This is a genomic window from Veillonella tobetsuensis, assembly GCF_002959935.1.
GTDB lineage: Bacteria > Bacillota > Negativicutes > Veillonellales > Veillonellaceae > Veillonella > Veillonella tobetsuensis.
This window is the reverse complement of record NZ_PPDF01000008.1, coordinates 12,376-34,414: the sequence shown is the minus strand read 5'-3', so window position 1 is coordinate 34,414 and position 22,039 is coordinate 12,376. Positions and strand designations below refer to the sequence as shown.

Genomic DNA, 22,039 nt, shown 5'->3' with positions numbered 1-22,039 from the left:
AAATAGTTTGTACTTCATAATGCCATATTTATATATAACATATATATTATTGCATTATTTTTTCATGTACGCAAGTTTGTAATGGTTGTTATTCCTAAACATAATGATAGATTAAGCAAGTGTTCTATTTTTGCTAAATGCTTAAGGAGGCAATAATCACATGAGTCGTAAATTTAAAACTATGGACGGCAACCAAGCGGCTGCTCACGTTTCTTATGGTTTTACAGAAGTTGCTGCGATTTACCCAATCACACCATCTTCTCCAATGCCAGAACACATTGACGAATGGTCTGCTGCTGGTCGTAAAAACATCTTCGGTAACACTGTACAAGTTGTAGAAATGCAATCTGAAGCAGGTGCCGCTGCCGCATTCCACGGTTCCTTACAAGCTGGTGCATTGACAACAACTTTCACATCTTCCCAAGGTTTGTTATTGATGCTTCCTAACTTATACAAAGTAGCAGGCGAATTACTCCCAGGTGTATTCCAAGTAGCTGCTCGTGCATTAGCTGCACATGCATTGGCTATCTTCGGTGACCACCAAGACGTAATGGCTGCTCGTGCAGCTGGTTGCGCTATGCTAGCTGAATCCTCCGTACAAGAAGTAATGGACTTGTCTGCAGTTGCTCACTTGACTGCTATTAAAACTCGTGTACCTTTCATCAGCTTCTTCGACGGTTTCCGTACATCCCACGAAATTCAAAAAATCGAAATCTGGGACTATGAAGATTTGAAACCATTAGTTGATATGGAAGCAGTTCAAGCTTTCCGTAAAAACGCTTTGAACCCAGATGCTCCTGTAACTCGTGGTACTGCAGAAAACCCTGACGTATACTTCCAACATCGCGAAGCATCCAATAAATTCTATCTAAACGTTCCTGACGTTGTAGAACACTACATGAACGAAATCAACAAATTGGCTGGCACTAACTACCAATTGTTCAACTACCATGGTGCTCCTGATGCAACTGATGTAATCGTAACTATGGGTTCTTCCGCTCAAGTAGTACAATCCACTGTTGATTACCTCAACAAATTGGGTCGTAAAGTTGGTTTCATCAACGTTCACTTGTTCCGTCCATTCGCAACAGATCGTTTGTTGAAAGCACTTCCTCAAACTGTAGAACGCATTGCAGTTCTTGACCGTACAAAAGAACCAGGCGCTTTGGCTGAACCATTGTTCTTAGACGTTCAAGCAGCTGTAGTTGACGGTGGTCGTAACGTAAAAGTTATCGCTGGTCGTTATGGTTTGAGCTCCAAAGACGTTATCCCTGCAGACATCGTAGCTGTATTCGATAACTTAAACGCTGAAAATGGTAAGAAATTCTTCACATTGGGTATCAATGATGATGTTACATTCTTGTCCTTAGATCGTGCTGAAGGCGTAGAAGTTGAAACTCCTGGTTTGACTGAATGTAAATTCTGGGGCTTCGGTTCTGACGGTACTGTAGGTGCGAATAAATCCGCTATCAAAATCATCGGTGACCACACTGATATGTATGCTCAAGCATACTTCGATTACGACTCCAAAAAATCTGGTGGCGTAACAATGTCTCACCTTCGTTTTGGTAACAACCCAATCAACTTACCTTACTTGATTACTGAACCTCAATTCGTAGCATGTCATCGTCAATCCTATGTACATGAATACGACTTGATTCGCGGTATCAAAAAAGGCGGTACATTCTTATTGAACTGTACTTGGTCCCCTGAAGAATTGAGCGAACATTTACCTGCTAAATTACGTCGTGAAATCGCAGAAAAAGAATTGAACTTCTACATCATCAACGCTGCGAAAATCGCTTCCGAAATCGGTTTGGGCGGTCGTATCAACATGGTAACTCAAGCTGCATTCTTCAAATTAACTGAAATCATCCCTGTAGATGATGCTATCAAATACTTGAAAGAATCCGTAGTAACTTCCTACGGTAAAAAAGGTCAAAACATCGTTGACATGAACAACGCTGCTATCGACCAAGGCGTTGGCGCACTTGTAAAAGTTGACGTTCCAGCTGACTGGAAAAACGCTGTTGATGAAGGCGGTCACGCAGTTAAACCTGGTTGCGAATCTTGTCCGTCCTTCGTTCAAAACATTGCACAACCAATCAATGCACAAGCTGGTTATGATCTTCCTGTATCCACATTTGCTGGTTACGAAGATGGTACATTACCTGCTGGTACTGCTAAATACGAAAAACGCGGTCCTGCATTGTTCGTTCCAAAATGGTTACCAGAAAACTGTATCCAATGTAACCAATGTTCCTTCGTATGTCCACATGCTACAATTCGTCCAATCTTGGCAACTGAAGCAGAAGTGGCAGCAGCTCCAGAACATTTCGATACAATTCCTGCTATGGGCGCTAAAGATCTTCAATTCCGTATCGCAGTATCCCCATTAGACTGCTTGGGTTGCGGTAACTGTGTTGATATCTGTCCATCTCCAAAAGGCAAAGCTATCGTAATGACTTCCATCGACACTGAAATTGAACAAGCTGAAGCTTGGAATTACGGTGTTAACCTTCCTGTAAAAGAAAACCCTATGAAGAAAGAGACCCTTAAAGGTTCTCAATTCGAACAACCATTGTTCGAGTTCTCCGGTGCTTGCGCAGGTTGTGGTGAAACTCCTTACGCTAAATTGTTAACTCAATTATTCGGCGACCGCATGATGATTGCCAATGCAACTGGTTGTTCCTCCATCTGGGGTGCTTCCATGCCTGCATCTCCATACACAACTAACCAACAAGGTCAAGGTCCTTCTTGGGCTAACTCCTTGTTCGAGGACAATGCTGAGTATGGTTATGGTATGTACATCGGCGTTAAGAAAGTTCGTCAACAATTAGCAGAAGTGGCTGCGAAAGCTGCTGAAACTGCTACTGGTGAATTGAAAGAAGCTTTAGAACAATGGCTTGAGTTCGCTAACCTTGGTGCGGCTACTCGTCAACGTTCCGAACGTTTAGTAGCAGCTATCGAAGCTGAAGGTGCTACAACTCCTGAGTTGAAAGAACTTCTTGAGAAAAAACAATTCTTGATCAAACGTTCCCACTGGATCTTCGGTGGTGACGGCTGGGCATACGATATCGGTTTCGGTGGTGTTGACCATGTATTAGCTTCTGGCGAAGACATCAACATCTTCGTATTCGATACTGAAGTATACTCCAACACTGGTGGTCAAGCTTCTAAATCCACTAACATTGCAGCAGTAGCTCAATTCGCGGCAGCTGGTAAACGTACTAAGAAAAAAGACCTTGGCATGATGGCTATGTCTTATGGTTATGTATACGTAGCACAAGTAGCTATGGGTGCAGATAAAAACCAATTGATGAAAGCTATCACAGAAGCTGAAGCATATCCAGGTCCATCCTTGATTATCGCTTACAGCCCATGTATTAACCATGGTATCAAAGCTGGTATGGGTAAAGCTCAAGAAGAACAACGCAAAGCAGTTGCTTGTGGTTACTGGGATCTTTACAGATACAATCCACAACTTAAAGAAGAAGGTAAAAACCCCATTCTCCTTGGATTCTAAAGAAGGCAACTACGAAGAGTTCCAAAACTTCCTTAAAGGTGAAGTTCGTTACGCTTCCTTGGCTAAAGCAGCTCCAGACGTTGCAGAAGAATTGTTCGCTAAAACTGAACAAGACGCTAAAGAACGTCGCTTAAGCTATGTTCGCTTACAAAAAGGTTTCGAAGACATTAAATAATTAGTCTCTTCAAACGGCATATAGTAATAGGCATCCTCTTATGAGGATGCCTATTTTGCGCTTATCATGCTTATCGATAGGGGATAAGGTGTATAAAACGCATGATTTTGGTATAATAAATAGTATATGTGTATTATCCATATGTTATTTATACGATACATGTGCATTTAAATATAGAGGACATTATGACTACAAATACAAATGACGTACAACAAACAATTTATAGTGAATTAGGATATAAATCCATGCCTTTCCCATATACAACCCCTGCTACGCTTGAAGCCTATGCAGGATTGCTTGGAGTTTCTGCGCCAAATCCAAAAACTGCAAGGGTATTAGAATTGGGTGCAACCTATGGTGGCAATATTATTTCTCAAGCCTTATTTAATCCTGAGGCGACATTTGTAGGTGTTGAACTTTCACAAGAACAAGTTGAAAAGGGCAATGAAGTTATTGCCAATGCAGGTCTAACAAATGTTTCCTTGATTCAATTTGATATTGCATCTATTGGTAGTGCGTTGGGGACATTTGATTACATTATTGCTCATGGTGTTTATTCCTGGGTAGATAATGATGTAAAGGATGCATTACTACGCCTTATTGAAGAACATTTAGCAGAGGATGGTATCGCTTATGTGTCCTATAATACCTATCCAGGATGGCATACAATGGAAGAAGTCCGTCAATTGATGCTGTTTAGCAACCGTGATAAAGCACAATTTAACCATAAGGAAAAGGTACTTCATGGTAAAACAGTGGGGAGTATTGTAGGCAGCCAAATCTTAAAATACGATAATCTAAAAGAGCGAAATAGTAAGTTCTTAGGTGCCCTTCGTTCTGTTATGCAAAAGGACGATTACTATGTTGGTCATGACCATTTAGAACCTAATAATGATCCTGTATATTTCTATCAATTTAATGATCATTTAAAAGCGCATAATTTAGCATATTTATGTGATGCTGATTTAACATTATCCATGGTGCGTAGTTTTGATTCTGATATTGCAGATACATTAGAGAAACTTGCCCCGAATGATCATGTAGCTCAAGAACAGTATTTGGATTTTATGTTGGATACAACATTTAGAAAATCTATTATCTGTAAGGCTAATCACGGACAAACTGTATCCTATGATATGGGAAACCCTGAACTTGTAAATTCAGTACCTATACGTACCATTATTAATAGTTTTACCTATACTATTCTCTTTGATGAAGAAGCTTTATCCATATTTGAGAATGATATTGTGCGCGATACATTCCGATCTATTATTAAAGACGGTGGCCAGTTCAATATGATTGAGGCGTTAGCGATTGTGAAAGCTGCTAATGATGCTGCCAAGGGTGATGATGAAAGTCTAGAAACTGCTGTTAATGCATTATATGTTGCTATGGCAGAACATATTGTACGAGGTGGCTTACGTTTCTTTAAACATCCATATGTAAAATCCTTCTATATGGAGGGGCAGTCCTTCGTACCTGCTAGATTTACAAAATTTGTGAAAGCCATTGTTGAAGGTGGTTCAGAGCTTATGTATGGTGCAACCTCCGATAATGATGCGGTAGACAATTTATCCGATGAAGATTTGATGTTTATGGAGATTCTAAATAAGCCAAAGGCAAAATCTACCATTATTAATACCATTAAAAAGAATATTTTCGGTGGTAATCAAGGTGGTCAAGCGAAAAATCAAACGGCTATGGCCGAGGCTTTTTATACTGAATTGACTAAACGTATGGAAACATTAGGATACTTAGAAAATAAAATTAAATAAGTAATATGTATAAAGACTAATTTTTACCATTAAGGATTGGTCTTTAATTTTTTATTTTTTATATTTTCAAATTATTTTATAAATATTACATTTAGTTATGATAAGTTGCTAAAAAAATATAGGAAATATGAAGAAATATATGAAAAATACATGAAGTAAAGATGACTTTTGTGATATACTTTATATGAGTGATTTTGTGTACATGTATATAAGATGTGGTTGTAATACACCATGTTTTATGTTGTTAGTAAAAGTATATTGTAAAAGGAGTTGTTCCCATGGCGTCTAAAAAGGCTGTGCTAGTATATATACTAGAAATCCTAAGAGATGAAACAGATGCAAATCATACGCTCTCCCAAGAAGAGATACGTAGCATCTTAGCAAAAAAATATGAATTGACGGTAGATCGTAAAACTTTGGGCCGTCATCTAAATGATTTATATGAATCTGATAATTTCAATATTAAGTGTGAAGAGTCTGCATTAGGTGCAGATGGCTCTATTCGCCGCACTAATTTTTATATGATTCATCCCTTTGAAGAAGCAGAATTACATCTGCTAATTGATGGCTTATTGGCATCTCGTCATATCAACTCTAATCAGCGCCAAGATTTAATTAACAAGGTTTCATCATTAGGTAGCCGTTATTTTAAATCTCATGGAGGGCAAATTAATAGCACTTCTGGCTATCTCATGAGAAGTCAGGAGTTATTCCTAAATATTGATCTCATTGAAAAAGCAGTTACGGAAGGGAGAAAGATTTCGTTAGTATACTATCAGCCTGATGTAGATAAAAAACTTCATCCAAATCTTGATGCAACAGGTAACGAACGAAATTACATTTTTAACCCATACCAATTAGTGGCCAGTCGTGGTCAATATTATTTGGTTGGAAATCACGATAACCACGATGATATGTCTACGCTTCGGGTGGATAGAATTGGACAGATTAATGTACTAGATATACGTCGTAAGCCATTGCGAGATATTCAAGGTTATCACAATCAAAATACCTTCAATGTGCAACAATACATGAATGAACATATTTATATGTTTGGTGGTGAATCAGTAACCGTATCCTTTGAAGCGAAGCGGAGTATTGTAAATCAAATCCTCGATTGGTTTGATGGAAATGTAACATTTACAAAGGTGACAGATCACAAGGTGGAATGTCGAGTTCATGTTAATCGAGAAGCATTTAAATATTGGGCACTACAATATATGCAAAGTGTGAAAGTGTTGTCACCTTCATCATTAGTGTTTGATGTACGTGAAGCTATTCGAGATGGATTAGCACAATATGTGTAAAAAAGGAGCTATTGAGTAATCAATAGCTCCTTTTGCATGCTCTTATAGAACATGCATTTTTTCTGCTTCTTTATAATCTTTTAATACAGAACGTGGAGGTAATTTGTCTAAGATGCTGACAATGTAAATCGCAATAGAGGAGAAAATAAATCCTGGTACGATTTCATAGAGGCCTAAGAAGGCAAATTGTTTCCAGATTAAAACGGTAAGACCACCTATAACGATGCCCGCAATACAACCACGGCGTGTCATGCGTTTCCAAAACAGGGAGAAGAGTATGGCCGGACCAAAAGCGGCACCAAAGCCAGCCCATGCATAAGCAACCATAGTCAAGATAAGACTATCAGGGTTTAATGCTAGGAAAATAGATACTGCAGCCACTAATAAAACAACGATACGACTTACAAGAACGAGTTCTTTATCGGATGCTGTTTTATGGATGATATTAGCATAAAAGTCATTAGAGATAGCAGAGGCTGTTACCAATAATTGTGCAGATGCAGTACTCATGATAGCTGCTAGTACAGCGGACCAAATGAGACCAGCTACAAAGGGTGTAAATAAACGTTCAGTCATAACGAGGAAGATTGTTTCCGCATCAGTACCAAATAATCTTTCTGGTAACATATATACATTGCCGATGAGACCTACGAAGATGGCAGCTAATAAGGAGAGGATAACCCAAACCATAGCAATATTCGTTGATTTTTTTAATTCCTTAGCATCGGAAATGGCCATGAAACGTACTAAAATATGTGGCTGACCGAAATAGCCAAGGCCCCAACCTAGAGACGAAATAATACCGATAATGAGTGCAAACATATCGCTCGTATCACCAAATAGGTTTAAACCTTGTGGGAATTCGCTTTGAATCAGTTGCATCGTTTCAATCGGTCCGCCTAAGTACATGGCTGCAGTAATCGGTACTGCTAAGATAGCAAAGAACATCAAAGCACCTTGAATGCAATCTGTCCAGGATACGGCGAGGAAACCTCCAAGGAAGGTATAGAAAACTACGATGCCTGCTGTAATAAATAGGGACAATGTGTAGTCTAAACCAAAGATGGTGTTAAATAATTTACCACCTGCCACAAATCCAGAGGATGTGTAGATAAGGAAGAAGATTAATATAAACAATGCGGAAATAACAGCTACTGAATGAGATTGATCGTGGAAGCGATTCTTTAAATAATCAGGTAGCGTTAAGCTGTCACTAGCTACCTCGGTGTGGTTGCGCAATCTACGGGATACGAATTTCCAGTTAGCCCAAGTCCCCAAGGTAAGGCCTACGGCAATCCAAAGGCCTGAGATACCTGTCGTATAGGCTAAGCCAGGTACGCCCATAAGCATCCAACCACTCATATCTGATGCTTCGGCACTTAGTGCGGTGATCCAAGGCCCTAGTTGGCGACCGCCCAGTATATAGTCCCCAATACTATTAGATTTGCGATAGTAATAGACGCCAATGTACATCATCAGTCCCAAATACAAGGCAAAGGCGATTATAATCATTAAATTGTCTTGTGTCATGCCTATATAAAACCTCCTTAAGATTGTATCGTCACGTTAAAATACATAATAGTTATTGTACCATAAATTATGATTCTATAGGATAAAGAAATAAAGGAATTTAGACAATGGTCATGTAAATTTTGCTAAAAATGAATGAGATAAATCGATGATATTAAATGTAAAATGACTAAAAAAATGATACAATATATAGATATAATAGTTTGTTTTCGGTAAATTCTATGCTACATTAAGTATATTTTTATAGTAACGATAGTGAAAGGAGGAATACGATGGTGACTAATAATCTACGTAACCGTGCCTTGCAATTATTGCAAACCTACTTTGGGTATACCTCTTTTCGCCCAGCTCAGGAGGCACCGGTAGCATCTTTATTACAAAATGAGGACGTAGTAGCTATTATGCCTACAGGCGCTGGGAAATCGATATGCTTTCAAATTCCAGCCCTCTGTAAATCGGGCATATCCATTGTGTTTTCACCCTTAATATCGCTTATGAAAGATCAAGTAGATAGCTTGGTGGATCAAAATATACCGGCTGCCTTAATCAATAGTACACTAACGCAAACTGAATTTAATAAGACCATGTACGAGGTGCGTAGTGGAAAGATTAAATTACTATATATTGCACCAGAACGACTAGGATCTAATTTCTTTTGTAATGTATTACGCTCTATGCCGATTTCCCAAGTTATTGTCGATGAAGCACACTGTATTTCACAGTGGGGCCATGATTTTAGACCGTCCTACAGATTGATTGGCGATTGGCTATCTAGTTTGCCTAAACGTCCCGTAGTAGGGGCTTTCACAGCGACTGCTACGAAGGCAGTAGAAAATGATATTAAAAAATTATTAGGCTTAGATTGTGCAAATGTGTATGTTACGGGATTTGATAGGCCTAATCTATCGTTTTCTGTGGTGCGCACACCTAAGCGTATGGATTATGTAGTCGACTATGTTCGTCGTCATAGTAATGAAAATGGTATCATCTATTGCTCTACTCGAAAGGATGTAGAGCGGGTCTATGATAATTTGACGCGTGCCGGCATCCAAACTGGATATTACCACGCCGGTTTATCCGATGAGATGCGCCAAGATATGCAGAATAAATATGCCTTTGACCAATTACAAGTTATGGTTGCGACGAATGCATTTGGCATGGGTATCGACAAGAGTAATGTGCGCTATGTGTTGCATTATCAAATGCCGCGCAATATGGAGTCCTACTATCAAGAGGCGGGACGTGCAGGGCGCGATGGTGCACCGGCGGAATGTATATTGCTCTATAGTGGGCAAGATGTGCGCGTTCATAAGTATTTGATTGAACAAGGTCATCTAGAACCACAACGTGAGCAGGTAGAACTTAGAAAATTACAATCTATGATTGATTACTGTTTCTGTAGTACATGTCTAAGGAAATATATGCTCGCCTATTTTGGTGAAATCGTTCCGTGGCTCGAATGCAGTAACTGCAGTTCTTGTAATACAAAAGGGGAACGTGTTAATGTTACGAAAGAGGCGAAGGCCATATTCCGTGCCATTATCGCCACAGAGGAGCGGTATGGTGCCTCTATGATTTCCTCCATTGTGCGTGGTGAACGAACAGATCGAATTACACGCGCTAGACTCGATGCATTATCTGTATTTGGTTATTTATCAGATATAGGTGATAAGGAAATAAAAGGGCTGATTCAACAATTTGTAGCCTCTGGCTATTTGCGGAGCTCTATGGGGAAATACCCCATTTTATCTGTTACAGCTGGCGCAGAAGAGGTGTTAGCTGGACATAAAGAGGTAGAAGAAATTCGACAAGAGGTCATTGTACCTTCTCGTAAAACAAAGAAGTCTGCATCTATATCTCGCTCCGAAGTGCCTCGGTCTGGCTCAGGTGGCTTATTTGAACATTTACGACAACATCGTAAACAACTAGCCTCACAGCTAGGGGTACCGCCATATATTATATTTCCAGATACGGTACTTATCGATTTAGCCAATGTACGACCTAGTACATTAGGTGAATTCGGCAATATAAAAGGCGTAGGGGAAGCAAAATTGAAAAAATATGGACTTTCATTTTTGGAGGTCATTGAACAATATAAGGGATAATGATAAGGCGTTATTAGGCGCATTATATTAAGGGAATGTTACATTCCGTTAGGGGGAACTATGAGCTTAGCAGATACACAATATCTCAATATTATTGAAAATATTTTAGATCATGGTATTTATGGTCAAAATCGAACTGGTATCGCTACCTATAAATTGCCACAGCAAATCATGCAATTTGATTTACGAGAGGAATTTCCCATTCTTACTACAAAGTTTGTGGCCTTTAAAACAGCGGTGAAAGAATTGTTGTGGATTTGGCAGATGCAGTCTAATGATGTGCGTAAACTGCAAGACATGAATGTCCACGTATGGGACGAATGGATGCGTGAAGATGGCACTATTGGCAAGGCATATGGATACCAAATCTCTAAATATAAACAATTGGATAATCTCATCAAAACCATAAAAGAGGATCCGGATAGTCGCCGCATGATTGTTACATTATGGAATATTGAGGATTTGCCTGATATGGCTTTGCAACCTTGTGCGTATGAAACATTGTGGGATGTAGGTGATGGCTATTTAAACTGCATGCTCATCCAACGCAGTGGTGATATGGGGCTTGGTGTTCCATTTAATACGGCTCAATATGCAGCACTCTTATGTATGATTGCTCAAGTAACGGGCTTGAAACCGGGAAAATTCACGCATGTTATTAATAATGCACATGTTTACGAAAATCATGTAGAAGCATTGCGTGAGCAGTTGGCTCGTCGTAATCAAGCGTTACCGGCACCGACAATTCATGTAAATCCAGACATCACTGATTTTTACGATTTTACACCAGAAGATATCGTGTTAGAAGGGTATGAACATTTAGGTAAATTATCCATGACCGTAGCTGTTTAGGGGGATACTATGTTAGCATTGATTGTAGCGGTTGCACATCACCGCGTTATCGGCAAAGATAATTCTCTGATTTGGCATTTGCCCAATGATTTGAAATTCTTCAAGGAAAAAACGACAGGCCATGTTATTATTATGGGCCGAAAGACCTTTGAAAGCTTGCCTTTTTTGTTGCCCAATCGAGAGCATTGGGTGATTACAACAAATAAAGGTTTTAATGCACCGGAAGGAGTTCGTGTATTCTCCTCACCAGAGGCTGTTGTAGAGGCTGCAAAAAATCTTGATGTAGCCTATGTGATTGGGGGTGCCCAAATTTACGAAGCCTTTTTACCTTATGTAGATGTAATGCATATTACCGAGGTTGACCATGAATTTGAAGGGGATGCGCATTTCCCTGAATTCGATGCGTCAGCTTTCACCATTACCTCTGTTGTAGAGGGAACGGTAGATGATAAAAATAAATACCCTCATCGATTTGTAACCTATGAAAGAAAAGGACATAACTAATGGAATCAATGTTTGCCATTATCGCAAAGGAATTAGGCGTTAAGACCGGTCAAGTAGAAGCTGCGGTTACTCTATTAGACGAAGGAAATACGGTGCCGTTTATCGCTCGTTACAGAAAGGAAGTAACAGGCGAACTACAAGATGAACAGCTGCGAACTGTTGAAGAACGTATTAAATATTTGCGCAATTTAGAAGCACGACGCCAAGAAATCATCAATGCTATTACAGAACAAGACAAGATGACTGATGAATTGATGGCATCTTTGATGAAAGCTGTAAAATTACAAGAATTAGAAGATTTGTATTTACCATATCGACCTAAGAAACGGACACGGGCCATGATTGCCCGTGAACGAGGTCTTGAGCCATTAGCGGAAATGATAGTAAACGATACAGTAACATCGGGCAATTCATTAGATATCGCAAAGGAATATATTTCTGAAGAGGTGCCTACGCCAGAGGATGCCATTCAAGGTGCATCGGATATCGTTGCAGAAATCGTCAGCGACAGTGCAGATTTTCGCGCTACTCTTCGTAAGCGTATGTGGAAGGAAGGTTTTATCCAAGCGGAACTCGTAGAAGATAATGAACACAAGGACCAATTCCTTCAATATAATGAGTATGCTGAACCAGTTCGGCAGATGCCGTCCCATCGTATCTTGGCAGTTAATCGAGGCGAAAAATTAGGGGCTCTTAAATTGGCCCTAACCGTACCCGATGAATCCTATATTCAATATATGGTGCATGGTATTACTAAAAATGAACAATCTATTTTTAGTGATGTGAAAGCTAGCGCCGTAGCAGATGCATACAAACGTTTGATTTTCCCTGCCCTTGAGAGGGATATTCGCAATGAGTTAACTGAATCTGCTGATGAGCAAGCAATTAAGGTGTTTGGCGTAAATCTTAAAAACCTCTTATTGCAACCACCATTGGCAGGCCATGTCATTATGGGCCTTGATCCTGGGTATCGTACGGGTTGTAAGATGGCTATTATCGATGCGCAAGGGAATGTACTCGATTATGGTGCTTACTATTTAACAAATAGTGAAAAACTAAAACAAGAAGCACAAAAGAAATTAGCTGAGAAAATTCGTAAATTTAATGTGACGCTCTTGTCTATCGGTAATGGTACGGCCTCTTATGAAACAGAACAATTTGCGTCTAAGATGATTGAAGAGGAAAAATTAGATTGCCACTACATCATTACTAATGAAGCGGGTGCATCTGTATATTCTGCTTCAAAATTGGCTATTGATGAATTGCCAGATTTAGACGTAACGATTCGCGGCGCCGTATCTATTGCACGACGTGTACAAGATCCATTAGCAGAATCTGTTAAAATCGATCCTAAGTCTATCGGTGTAGGTCAATATCAACATGATGTAAATCAAAAGCAATTAACTCATACATTAGACCAAGTAGTTGAATCTGTAGTAAACCATGTGGGGGTTGAACTTAATACGGCATCTCCAGCGATTTTGCAACATATTGCAGGCATTTCTGGTACGGTAGCAAAAAATATCGTAGCATTTCGTCAAGAAAATGGTGGGTTTACTAGTCGTAAGCAACTATTAAAGGTGCCACGCTTAGGTCCTGCAGCATTTACTCAGTGTGCCGGTTTCTTGCGATTAAATGGTGCTAAGAATCCACTGGATAATACATCTGTTCATCCTGAGTCTTATGAATTAGCGGAACGTATCATTGGCGAGCTAGGTTTTACATTAAAGGATTTACAAGATAAATCCCAACTTGAAGCATTACAGGTCAAATTACCATTGGTTGATGTAGATAAGATGGCGCATAAGCTTGATGCGGGTATTCCTACTGTGCGAGATATCATTGCAGCTCTTGCTAAGCCAGGTCGTGATCCACGGGAAGATTTACCAGCACCTCTGACACGTAAACATGTAGTAAGTCTTGAGGATATCAAGGTTGGTACAGTTGTAAAAGGTACGGTACATAATGTGGTAGATTTTGGTGCCTTCATCGATTTTGGTTTAAAAACCAATGGTCTATTACATCGTAGCGAACTATGTAAGGCGAAACAACATCCTTCTGATGTACTTGCTGTAGGCGATATTATTGAAGCCGAGATTATCTCTGTAGATGTAAAGAGAAATCGTATCGGATTATCCGTCAAGTCATTGAGAAATAAAGACAAGAAAAAGGCGTAATCTCTTTGGGGTAATTCGTAAAACTTTATACATGTCAAAAATGTGCATGATTAAAAGGAGTCCTTTAGGTAATAAAGGTCTCCTTTTTTATAGTTAGAGTTATCGTAAAAAGTGATAAGCATATCGATTTTGATATAGATTAAAGCTATTGAGAATGCACTAAAATCGTTATATCGAAAATAATAAAATAGATTGAAAAAAATAGATGTTAGGTGTATGATGAAGCCATAGAAAGTAATTAATAGTCATTATCCATTAAAGGAGGATACTATGAGTTTAAACATTAAAGAAAAATATGGTCTTTTGATTAATAATGAATGGGTACCAGCATCTGATGGTGCTGAGTTTGCCGTATATAATCCTGCAAATGGCGACCAACTCGCTATTTGTGCAGAGGCTACACAGGCCGATGTTGATAAAGCTGTGGAGGTTGCAACAGAGGCTTTCAAAACTTGGAAACATGTATCTCAAGTAGATCGTGCTGATTATTTATTGAAAATCGCAGATGCTATTGATGCGCATAAAGAACATTTGGCACAAGTTGAAACCTATGACAATGGTAAACCAATCCGTGAAACATTAAACGTGGATATTCCACTTGGTGCAGACCATTTCCGTTACTTCGCTGGCGTACTTCGCGCAGAAGAAGGTTCTGCACAAGTATTTGATGAAAATACATTGAGCCTTGTTGTGCGTGAACCAATTGGTGTAGTTGGTCAAGTGGTACCTTGGAACTTCCCGTTCCTAATGGCTGCTTGGAAATTGGCACCAGCTCTTGCGGCAGGTTGTACGGTTGTCATCAAACCTTCTAGTCATACATCTCTTAGCCTTTTAGTATTAGGCGATATTTTGAAAGAAATCTTGCCTCCAGGCGTTGTAAACATTATTACGGGTAAAGGTTCTAAATCTGGGCAGTACATCCTAGATCATCCTGGTTTCAGTAAACTTGCTTTCACCGGCTCTACAGAAGTAGGTCTTGATGTATATAAAGCGGCATCTGAACGCTTGATTCCTGCTACTTTGGAATTAGGCGGTAAATCTGCGAATATCTTCTTTGACGATGCGAACTGGAAACAAGCTCTTGATGGGGCAATGCTCGGCATCCTCTTTAACCAAGGTCAAGTATGCTGCGCTGGATCCCGTATTTTCGTACAAGATACAATTTATGATAAATTTGTAGCTGAACTTTCTAAATTATTTGATAAGGTAAAAGTTGGCTTACCATGGGAAGAATCTACTCAACTGGGTTCCTTGATTTACGAAGATCAAGTTAAGAAAGTACTTAGCTATGTAGAACTAGCTAAAGAAGAAGGTGCTCGCGTCGTAGCAGGTGGTGTACGCGTTACCGATGGCGAACTTGGTAAAGGTTGCTTCGTAAGACCTACACTTATCGTAGATGCTACAAATGATATGCGCGTAGCTCGTGAAGAAATCTTTGGTCCGGTGGCAGTAGTGATTAAATTCCATAGCGAAGACGAAGTAATCGAACAAGCCAATGATAGCCTATACGGTCTTGGTGGTGGCGTATTTACTCAAAACCTTAACCGTGCTATCCGTGTAGCTCGAGCAATCGAAACAGGTCGTATGTGGGTTAATACATATAACTCCATCCCAGCAGGCGCACCATTCGGTGGTTACAAACAATCTGGTATCGGCCGTGAAACACACAAGGTTATTTTGGAACACTACACTCAAATGAAAAACATCATTGTAAATTTAAGTGATAAACCATCTGGGTTTTATGATTTAGATTAATAATTTAATAGATTTTCCTTTTACTTATATTTGATGAGAAGGCACCTCGAAGAGGTGCCTTTTTTGGCATAGCTTGAGGCCAGTCTTTTATATATGGATGTATACCATATGTTATAATTAAGGGCATATAAGAGTGTACTGTAGAAGAGACTGGAGAGACAATGAATCATATTCCCTTCAAAAAACTGTATAATCCCCAATATGATTTATTATCTATTAAGGATAAGGAAGAATTATTAAGTCAAATCGGAAAAATATATAATTTAGAGTTACTATGTTTTGATGAATTTGATGCATTTGGTAAATCCACCTATACGGCAATATATCGTTCATATGATGGCATAGATTTTGTATTTGTTCCTGGGGATACCGTTAGGCTCGGTCTTAATTTTGACAATAAAAAGTTGCAAGATATTTTTGATAAAGAAAGCTTAATGGATCTTGTCTATGTATTTTTAGATGGTTACGAAGATGAAATTTATAGTGAAGAGGGTATTTTAACTAAGATTAGCGAAGCACTGGCAGATGAGGCAATAATATCTAACATAGAAAATTATCTTACGCATAATTTTACCCAAGAGGGTGAATTTATAATACATCCGCTTTTAGTACAAAAAACGTATAGTGAAACCTGTTGGATACCTATTTCCGAAGAGGAACTTATACAAAATAAAGAGTGGCAAAATATGATTAAAAAAGCCGAGATAAAAGGCCTTTCTGAAGTTATGGTTCACAACACAGTTTGCTTATATAAAACAGATGATAGCAATTGGTGTGGCAAATATTATGAAGTCACCACATTTAAGAAACTGTTACAAAACATAAAAGATAATGGATACTCTCTTCCTACACAAAGAGAATGGGAGTATTTATCTGGCAAGGGGTGTAGAACTATTTTCCCTTGGGGAAATAATATAGATTTCTCTATGAATTTAAAACATATGGAATGGATGGATAATGATGGAGAGTATACATTAGAAAAGGAAAACTTTTTTGGATTGATTATCGGTGATGATCCATACTGCAGAGAAATCGTATATGATGATGAGGGATTTTCCTATAAAGGTGGAGATGGTGGCCGTAATATATGTGGGGGATTAGGTGTTGTTTGGGGTTATTTTCCGGTTTCGCCATACTTTAAAGATAAGGAATTATCAATAGGTGATTATATAAATGGTGGATATGATTTCTTTAGGAGGATTATAAGAATTGATGATAGGTGAAGCTCAAGGAGGACATTTAATTGCAAAGATATTTAATGGTTCTGGTGATAAAGCTACAATGACCAATGAACTGCTCATAGAAAAGATAAGCTAATAGCAGATTATGACTTTTCGCTAGAACAATGGCTGAGTGCTGCTGTAGGTGGTTATACTTTACATGTTATTGGTATTGAAGCTGGTGCACATATATCTGTAAATCAAACCATGGTTAAATTCGTAGGATATCAAAATCAACTTTAGAAGGGAAGAGAAATAATGTTTGTTAATCCATGGCAGTTTTGCGTGGCAATCGTTCTTATGATTTGGGGGACATATTTTATTACATATCGTTTCTGGTGTCGTCGAAAAGGTATTTCTGTAGAGATTTTGTCAGTTAAGCCTAGAATTATTAAAGAACTTCCTAATTTCACAGTTATTTATGGATATGATGTTAAGTATCTATTAAATGGTGTAGAATATACAGCTCAAAGCCTAGAGTTTTACATTACAGTATTGGTTCCAGGGCCGATGATCCCTTATAGTATGACGGGAAAATTGTTACAGAATGGAAAGGTAAGTCTTGATAAAGTAAAAACAAATATGACATATGGCGTTGTATTGTGGGTGTTTGCTATTATTTTCTTGGCTGAGTTATATTAATAGTTATTTATCTAATCGAATAGAGGTGTATTTATTAGAAATGGATAAACATGCCTCTATTGTGTATTTAGACATATTTAACTATTAATTACTCTAACATAGATAAGGATTATATTACATCCTTATTTATACATGTCTTTCAGCTCATAATACAATATGGGGTGTATCTTCAAAACTAAAGCCTATATAAGATTATAAAACTTATTAATCATAGGTGTTTTATTGTTATTCCAATAATGATGTTATAGTAAATACACGGTTAATATCATATGTGTATTACATATGATTACCACCTTAATTATATTGTCAGTGATGAAATCAAAATTATACTTTTTTATATCATCATTTTAGTACATTCTTAGAGTATCATTCACAAGAAGTTATAACTTTATTGGGGGCAGTAAAATCAAGGTTTGTATTTTTTTATCAATACATTTTGTCCTATAACCCCAATTTTTGTGTTTCTTATATTATAAAGGGGCTGCAACTAGAATGCGGAAAACCGCATTCTGTTACAGCCCCTTTCGAGTTATTCATTATAATTTTGTTTCCATAGCATTAGAAGACATTTTTTATGATGTAGTTGATCACGATGAGTGGAACGATACTAACTACTAAGGTTATTGCTGTATCGCGTACAGACATATTGTATTCTGCAATACATAGTTTTAATAAAGCAAATGCGGTCCACCCATAAACTAAAACATTTAAGATGAATATAACTGTTCTTACTAGACCATATGGGAATGTGGCAGTATAGATGCCTATCATGAACGGCATGAGCACGATATTTTGAACTAACACAAGTAGAGCATATACACTTACACCATACATGAATTGTTTAATTGTATCTGGTAAGTTTACGTTTACTGTAGGATATGTACGCTGACAGTAAAAATTAAAGATATAGCTTGCTAGTAGAGCAGGGATGATAGCTTTCAAAAGTCCTTTAAATATAAGACCCAATAAGGTAGTGAATGAAAAAATGGTAAAGAATTTATAGCCTACAATGCTTGTTGTAATGCAAGCTAAGATATAGGTTAATATTGCCATTGCCAGATACGTAATAATACCCATTGGTAGGGCTTCACTAAGGGTGCCCGTGTTTTTGAGTTCATTGCTACCTTTTTCAGGGGATAAGGTGAGTGTTAATAGATGTGTCCAATTGATTCCGTTCATAATTTCCTCTCTCTCTAAATTAAAATGAATATATATACTGATTATTATAATCAGGTATATGTATATTAAATGAAAGAGAAGCAATCGTTTTATGAAAATCCTTTTAAAGCACTATTTAGTTTTGTTGACGTTAAATATTTTTAAATGTTCTGGCAGGGTAGGTGAACCATCAGCTGATTTTACTTCTACACGAATATTCATTGTTGTGTTGAACTGAGGATACATATTTTTACATTCCTCACAAAGTTGCTGGATGCGAAGAAAGAGGTTTTGAATATCATGATTGTGGACCGCATCATATGGAATAGTGAGGCTGAAACTCCAAGCATCTTCTCCGAAAAGGTATCTCCTATAAGATACATAGTTTAATTCTTCATCGGTGAGATATTTTTGAAATAAAGGGTATATGGTTACCAAAGGAATATTTGTATAAATGAATTTATCTGTAATAGGGAGGCCACCACCATCGTAATTTACATTTTCTTCCTGTATTAAAATAGGTAGATTTGGATAGGCGTCGAAGGTTGCGGTCCAGGTGTGGTTAATGTGTTTTTCTATGGTGTAAGGCATATGAGGGTAGTTTTGAGATATATATTCTTTTACTTCCTCAGTAGAATAGTGTGTGAATAGGTGGCATCCAGATGTGGTGAGTAGTATAGCGAGAAACACCATAGTTGTAAAGGCTTTATGCTGTATTTTCATTTCAATGGATCTCCTTCGATTATAAAGGCGTATTCATTACAATAGTATTATACTTAACATAATTTCTTTATTAATATTGGGATAAACGGAATACTTTTCTATACTCTTCCGGTGAATCAGAACCATCAGACGGTTTTATGATGACTCTAATATATATTTTTTCTTTGAAATCTGGATATGTTGCAGCATATTCTTTGCAGAATTGATCCATTCGATTGTAAAAATTTGTTACATCATGGTTTTCTATGGCTGAATAGGGGATAGGCATTTCAATATACAAAGTAGATGTATCGTATGTAGCATAGGATAATTCTTCTGTTGTTAGATAGTTTTTCATTAATGGGAATGTAGTTATTAACGGGATATTGGTTATCAGTATTCGCTCAACTTGTGGCACAACAGGTGCAGAGGTGTGCAAGACTTCAGATATTTCAATGGGCATTTGTGGATATTTGTCAAAGGTGATTTGCCATGTATTGCCCCTTCGTGACTCTAGGTGATAGGTCAGATTAGGATAGTTCTTATTTATATATTGGTGTACCTCATCCTCACTGTAATGGGAGAGAAGATGACAACCTGTTGTCATTATGAGAGAGAATATAATTAATGGTAATAATACAAATCGTTTAAGAGTAAGTGGTTTCATTGTATGTTCCTTTTATAATGCTCTTGAATGTTCAGTAAAATTGTAATATCTTAAAAGGCATTGCTTTATTATTGGCGGAATTTTGGGGTATATTATATTAATTATATTATACCTAAATTATATGTTTACTCATATAGTTGATTAGTATAAGCGGATATATGTATTAGAAAATAGTTTGATGTAATAGCTTTCACAATCGAAATATGATATACTGTTCTAACGCGCATAATTCGTGCGCGATAGGAGGAAACACATTTAGATGTTAGAAAAATTTGAACAATTAATGATTAGCGAACCTGTTCTACGTGCGTTAAACGATATGGGCTTTGAAGAGCCTACGCCAATTCAACAGGAAGCTATCCCAGTTGCCATGAGCGGTAGAGACATGATCGGCCAAGCTCAAACGGGTACTGGTAAGACAGCGGCCTTTGGCCTACCTGTATTGGAACGCGTAGACGGCAGTAATCGTCACGTTCAAGTAGTGATTTTGTCCCCTACACGCGAATTAGCTATTCAAGTAGCAGAAGAGCTTAATAAAATGGCTCAGTATACGGATATTACGGCATTACCTATCTATGGTGGCCAAGATATTAACCGTCAATTCCGTGCATTGAAAAAGAATCCGCAAATCATTGTTGCCACACCAGGCCGATTGATGGACCATATGGACCGCGGTTCTATTAAATTTGAAGACGTTAAGATTGTCGTTCTTGACGAAGCTGATGAAATGTTAAACATGGGCTTTGTAGATGACATCAACAAAATTTTAGGGGCTATCCCAGAAGATCACCAAACATTGCTATTCTCTGCAACAATGCCTAAGGCTATTCGCGAGTTAGCAGAAACATACCTTACAGAGCCAACGTTGATTCGTATGAAACCTACGCAAGTAACGATGGATCTTATCGAACAATACTATATCGAGGTACAAGATCGTCAAAAATTTGACGTGTTATGCCGTTTGTTCGACTTACAAGCACCAGAGCTGGCTATTATCTTTACACGTACAAAACGTCGTGTTGATGAAGTAACAGAAGCTCTTAAAAAACGTGGCTATATGGCGGAAGGTATCCATGGTGATTTATCACAACAAAAACGTGATAGTGTAATTCGTCAATTCCGAGAAGGTACAATTGACATTCTTGTAGCTACTGATGTGGCTGCTCGTGGCCTTGATATTTCCGGCGTATCTCATGTATATAACTATGATTTGCCTCAAGATCCTGAAAGCTATACGCATCGCGTAGGTCGTACAGGCCGTGCAGGTAAGACAGGCGAAGCATATACATTTGTTATCCCTCGTGAAATTGAACACCTTCATGCTATTGAACGCTTAACGAAACGCAAAATTGCGAAGCGTCGTGCGCCGTCCTTAGGTGAAGTTTTGGAAGGCCAACAACGTATTGCTGTTGAAAGTTTAGTTGAAATGGCAGGCAATGTAGAAGAGTTGGCGCCATTTAAAGTAAGTGCTGAAGAGTTGTTGAATGATACTGATTCTGTTACATTGTTGGCAGCGGCTCTTAAGTTGTTAACTAAAGAACCAGATACAACACCTGTCAATATTACGGAAGAAAAACCTTTACGTGTACGTCGCCGCCGTGAAGGTGGTCGAGGTGATCGCCGTCGTCGTGATGGTGACCGTCGCAGAGATGGGGAACGCCGCCGTGACGGAGATCGTCGTCGTGAAGATCGTCCTCGCCGCAATCGCGATGAACGTAGAGGTGAGCGTCGTGATAGCCGTCGCCGTGATGACCGTCGTAGTGAACGTCCTAAAGCAGATCGTAAACCACGTCATCAAGGTGAAGGATTTAAACCATATTTTAAAGACTAATTACAGTGTGAATTTGGTTTAATACAGAGCTTGAATACAGATTAATAGTAAATATGAGTTATGAGAAACGTGGATTGTATAAATCCACGTTTTTTATTGCTTAAAATCTACTG

At 38.4% G+C, this 22,039-nt stretch carries 14 protein-coding genes and 1 pseudogene; 11 read left to right on the top strand and 4 right to left on the bottom strand.

Translation table 11 applies throughout. The features are described from left to right. Window positions 1-160: 160 nt before the first annotated feature. The 3 genes and pseudogenes from nifJ to VTHSUH11_RS03150 all read left to right on the top strand — a co-directional run bounded on the left by nifJ (window position 161) and on the right by VTHSUH11_RS03150 (window position 6,783). Window positions 161-3,701 (top strand): annotated as a pseudogene (gene nifJ / locus VTHSUH11_RS03160) (pyruvate:ferredoxin (flavodoxin) oxidoreductase). 185 nt (window positions 3,702-3,886) lie between these two features. Further along, entirely contained in the window at window positions 3,887-5,476 is a 1,590-nt protein-coding gene (locus VTHSUH11_RS03155) for a class I SAM-dependent methyltransferase (protein ID WP_105092625.1), read from the top strand. A 278-nt stretch (window positions 5,477-5,754) separates the two neighbouring features. After that, on the top strand, window positions 5,755-6,783 hold the full coding sequence (locus VTHSUH11_RS03150) for a helix-turn-helix transcriptional regulator (RefSeq protein ID WP_105092624.1): 1,029 nt from the start codon (window positions 5,755-5,757) through the stop codon (window positions 6,781-6,783). Window positions 6,784-6,825: 42 nt separating this feature from the next. On the opposite strand, the gene putP is transcribed toward VTHSUH11_RS03150, so the two are convergent. Next, on the bottom strand, window positions 6,826-8,313 hold the full coding sequence (gene putP / locus VTHSUH11_RS03145) for a sodium/proline symporter PutP (RefSeq protein ID WP_105092623.1): 1,488 nt from the start codon (window positions 8,311-8,313) through the stop codon (window positions 6,826-6,828). Between the two features lie 272 nt (window positions 8,314-8,585). On the opposite strand from putP, the gene recQ reads away from it, so the two are divergent. The 7 genes from recQ to VTHSUH11_RS03110 all read left to right on the top strand — a co-directional run bounded on the left by recQ (window position 8,586) and on the right by VTHSUH11_RS03110 (window position 17,568). After that, on the top strand, window positions 8,586-10,418 hold the full coding sequence (recQ, locus tag VTHSUH11_RS03140) for a DNA helicase RecQ (protein ID WP_105092622.1): 1,833 nt from the start codon (window positions 8,586-8,588) through the stop codon (window positions 10,416-10,418). A 60-nt stretch (window positions 10,419-10,478) separates the two neighbouring features. Further along, the gene (locus tag VTHSUH11_RS03135) at window positions 10,479-11,270 is read left to right on the top strand and encodes a thymidylate synthase (protein ID WP_105092621.1); all 792 of its coding nucleotides are present in this window, start codon (window positions 10,479-10,481) and stop codon (window positions 11,268-11,270) included. Between the two features lie 9 nt (window positions 11,271-11,279). Beyond that, window positions 11,280-11,774 (top strand): dihydrofolate reductase, encoded by a 495-nt coding sequence (locus VTHSUH11_RS03130; protein WP_105092620.1) that lies wholly within the window; start codon window positions 11,280-11,282, stop codon window positions 11,772-11,774. Further along, window positions 11,774-13,951: a Tex family protein gene (locus tag VTHSUH11_RS03125; RefSeq protein WP_105092619.1), complete on the top strand. Its 2,178-nt coding sequence runs from the start codon at window positions 11,774-11,776 to the stop codon at window positions 13,949-13,951. Before VTHSUH11_RS03130 ends, VTHSUH11_RS03125 begins: the two co-directional genes overlap by 1 nt. Window positions 13,952-14,221: 270 nt before the next feature. Then, window positions 14,222-15,706 (top strand): aldehyde dehydrogenase family protein, encoded by a 1,485-nt coding sequence (locus VTHSUH11_RS03120; protein WP_105092618.1) that lies wholly within the window; start codon window positions 14,222-14,224, stop codon window positions 15,704-15,706. A 161-nt stretch (window positions 15,707-15,867) separates the two neighbouring features. Next, a complete protein-coding gene (locus VTHSUH11_RS03115) occupies window positions 15,868-16,929 on the top strand; it encodes a hypothetical protein (RefSeq protein ID WP_105092617.1) in 1,062 nt (353 codons plus the stop codon). 255 nt (window positions 16,930-17,184) lie between these two features. Beyond that, window positions 17,185-17,568 carry a hypothetical protein gene (locus VTHSUH11_RS03110; RefSeq protein ID WP_016476556.1) on the top strand — a complete coding sequence of 128 codons (384 nt, stop codon included), beginning with the start codon at window positions 17,185-17,187 and terminating at the stop codon, window positions 17,566-17,568. 558 nt (window positions 17,569-18,126) lie between these two features. Here the strand turns inward: VTHSUH11_RS03110 and VTHSUH11_RS03105 are convergent. From VTHSUH11_RS03105 to VTHSUH11_RS03095, 3 genes are all read right to left on the bottom strand, one after another. After that, window positions 18,127-18,747, bottom strand: coding sequence for a hypothetical protein (locus VTHSUH11_RS03105; protein WP_059363834.1), 621 nt, complete (start codon window positions 18,745-18,747; stop codon window positions 18,127-18,129). A gap of 111 nt (window positions 18,748-18,858) precedes the next feature. Next, complete coding sequence (locus tag VTHSUH11_RS03100; protein WP_105092616.1) at window positions 18,859-19,449, bottom strand: hypothetical protein; 591 nt, start codon at window positions 19,447-19,449, stop codon at window positions 18,859-18,861. 70 nt (window positions 19,450-19,519) lie between these two features. Then, window positions 19,520-20,095, bottom strand: a complete 576-nt coding sequence (locus VTHSUH11_RS03095) for a hypothetical protein (RefSeq protein ID WP_105092615.1) — start codon at window positions 20,093-20,095, stop codon at window positions 19,520-19,522. Window positions 20,096-20,354: 259 nt separating this feature from the next. On the opposite strand from VTHSUH11_RS03095, the gene cshA reads away from it, so the two are divergent. Continuing rightward, complete coding sequence (gene cshA / locus VTHSUH11_RS03090; RefSeq protein ID WP_105092614.1) at window positions 20,355-21,926, top strand: degradosome RNA helicase CshA; 1,572 nt, start codon at window positions 20,355-20,357, stop codon at window positions 21,924-21,926. Window positions 21,927-22,039: the final 113 nt, after the last annotated feature.

Coding starts and splice junctions, on each gene's coding strand:
- VTHSUH11_RS03155 (WP_105092625.1), top strand. CDS start 3,887: ATGACTACAAATACAAATGACGTACAACAAACAATTTATAGTGAATTA.
- VTHSUH11_RS03150 (WP_105092624.1), top strand. CDS start 5,755: ATGGCGTCTAAAAAGGCTGTGCTAGTATATATACTAGAAATCCTAAGA.
- putP (WP_105092623.1), bottom strand. CDS start 8,313: ATGACACAAGACAATTTAATGATTATAATCGCCTTTGCCTTGTATTTG.
- recQ (WP_105092622.1), top strand. CDS start 8,586: ATGGTGACTAATAATCTACGTAACCGTGCCTTGCAATTATTGCAAACC.
- VTHSUH11_RS03135 (WP_105092621.1), top strand. CDS start 10,479: ATGAGCTTAGCAGATACACAATATCTCAATATTATTGAAAATATTTTA.
- VTHSUH11_RS03130 (WP_105092620.1), top strand. CDS start 11,280: ATGTTAGCATTGATTGTAGCGGTTGCACATCACCGCGTTATCGGCAAA.
- VTHSUH11_RS03125 (WP_105092619.1), top strand. CDS start 11,774: ATGGAATCAATGTTTGCCATTATCGCAAAGGAATTAGGCGTTAAGACC.
- VTHSUH11_RS03120 (WP_105092618.1), top strand. CDS start 14,222: ATGAGTTTAAACATTAAAGAAAAATATGGTCTTTTGATTAATAATGAA.
- VTHSUH11_RS03115 (WP_105092617.1), top strand. CDS start 15,868: ATGAATCATATTCCCTTCAAAAAACTGTATAATCCCCAATATGATTTA.
- VTHSUH11_RS03110 (WP_016476556.1), top strand. CDS start 17,185: ATGTTTGTTAATCCATGGCAGTTTTGCGTGGCAATCGTTCTTATGATT.
- VTHSUH11_RS03105 (WP_059363834.1), bottom strand. CDS start 18,747: ATGAACGGAATCAATTGGACACATCTATTAACACTCACCTTATCCCCT.
- VTHSUH11_RS03100 (WP_105092616.1), bottom strand. CDS start 19,449: ATGAAAATACAGCATAAAGCCTTTACAACTATGGTGTTTCTCGCTATA.
- VTHSUH11_RS03095 (WP_105092615.1), bottom strand. CDS start 20,095: ATGAAACCACTTACTCTTAAACGATTTGTATTATTACCATTAATTATA.
- cshA (WP_105092614.1), top strand. CDS start 20,355: ATGTTAGAAAAATTTGAACAATTAATGATTAGCGAACCTGTTCTACGT.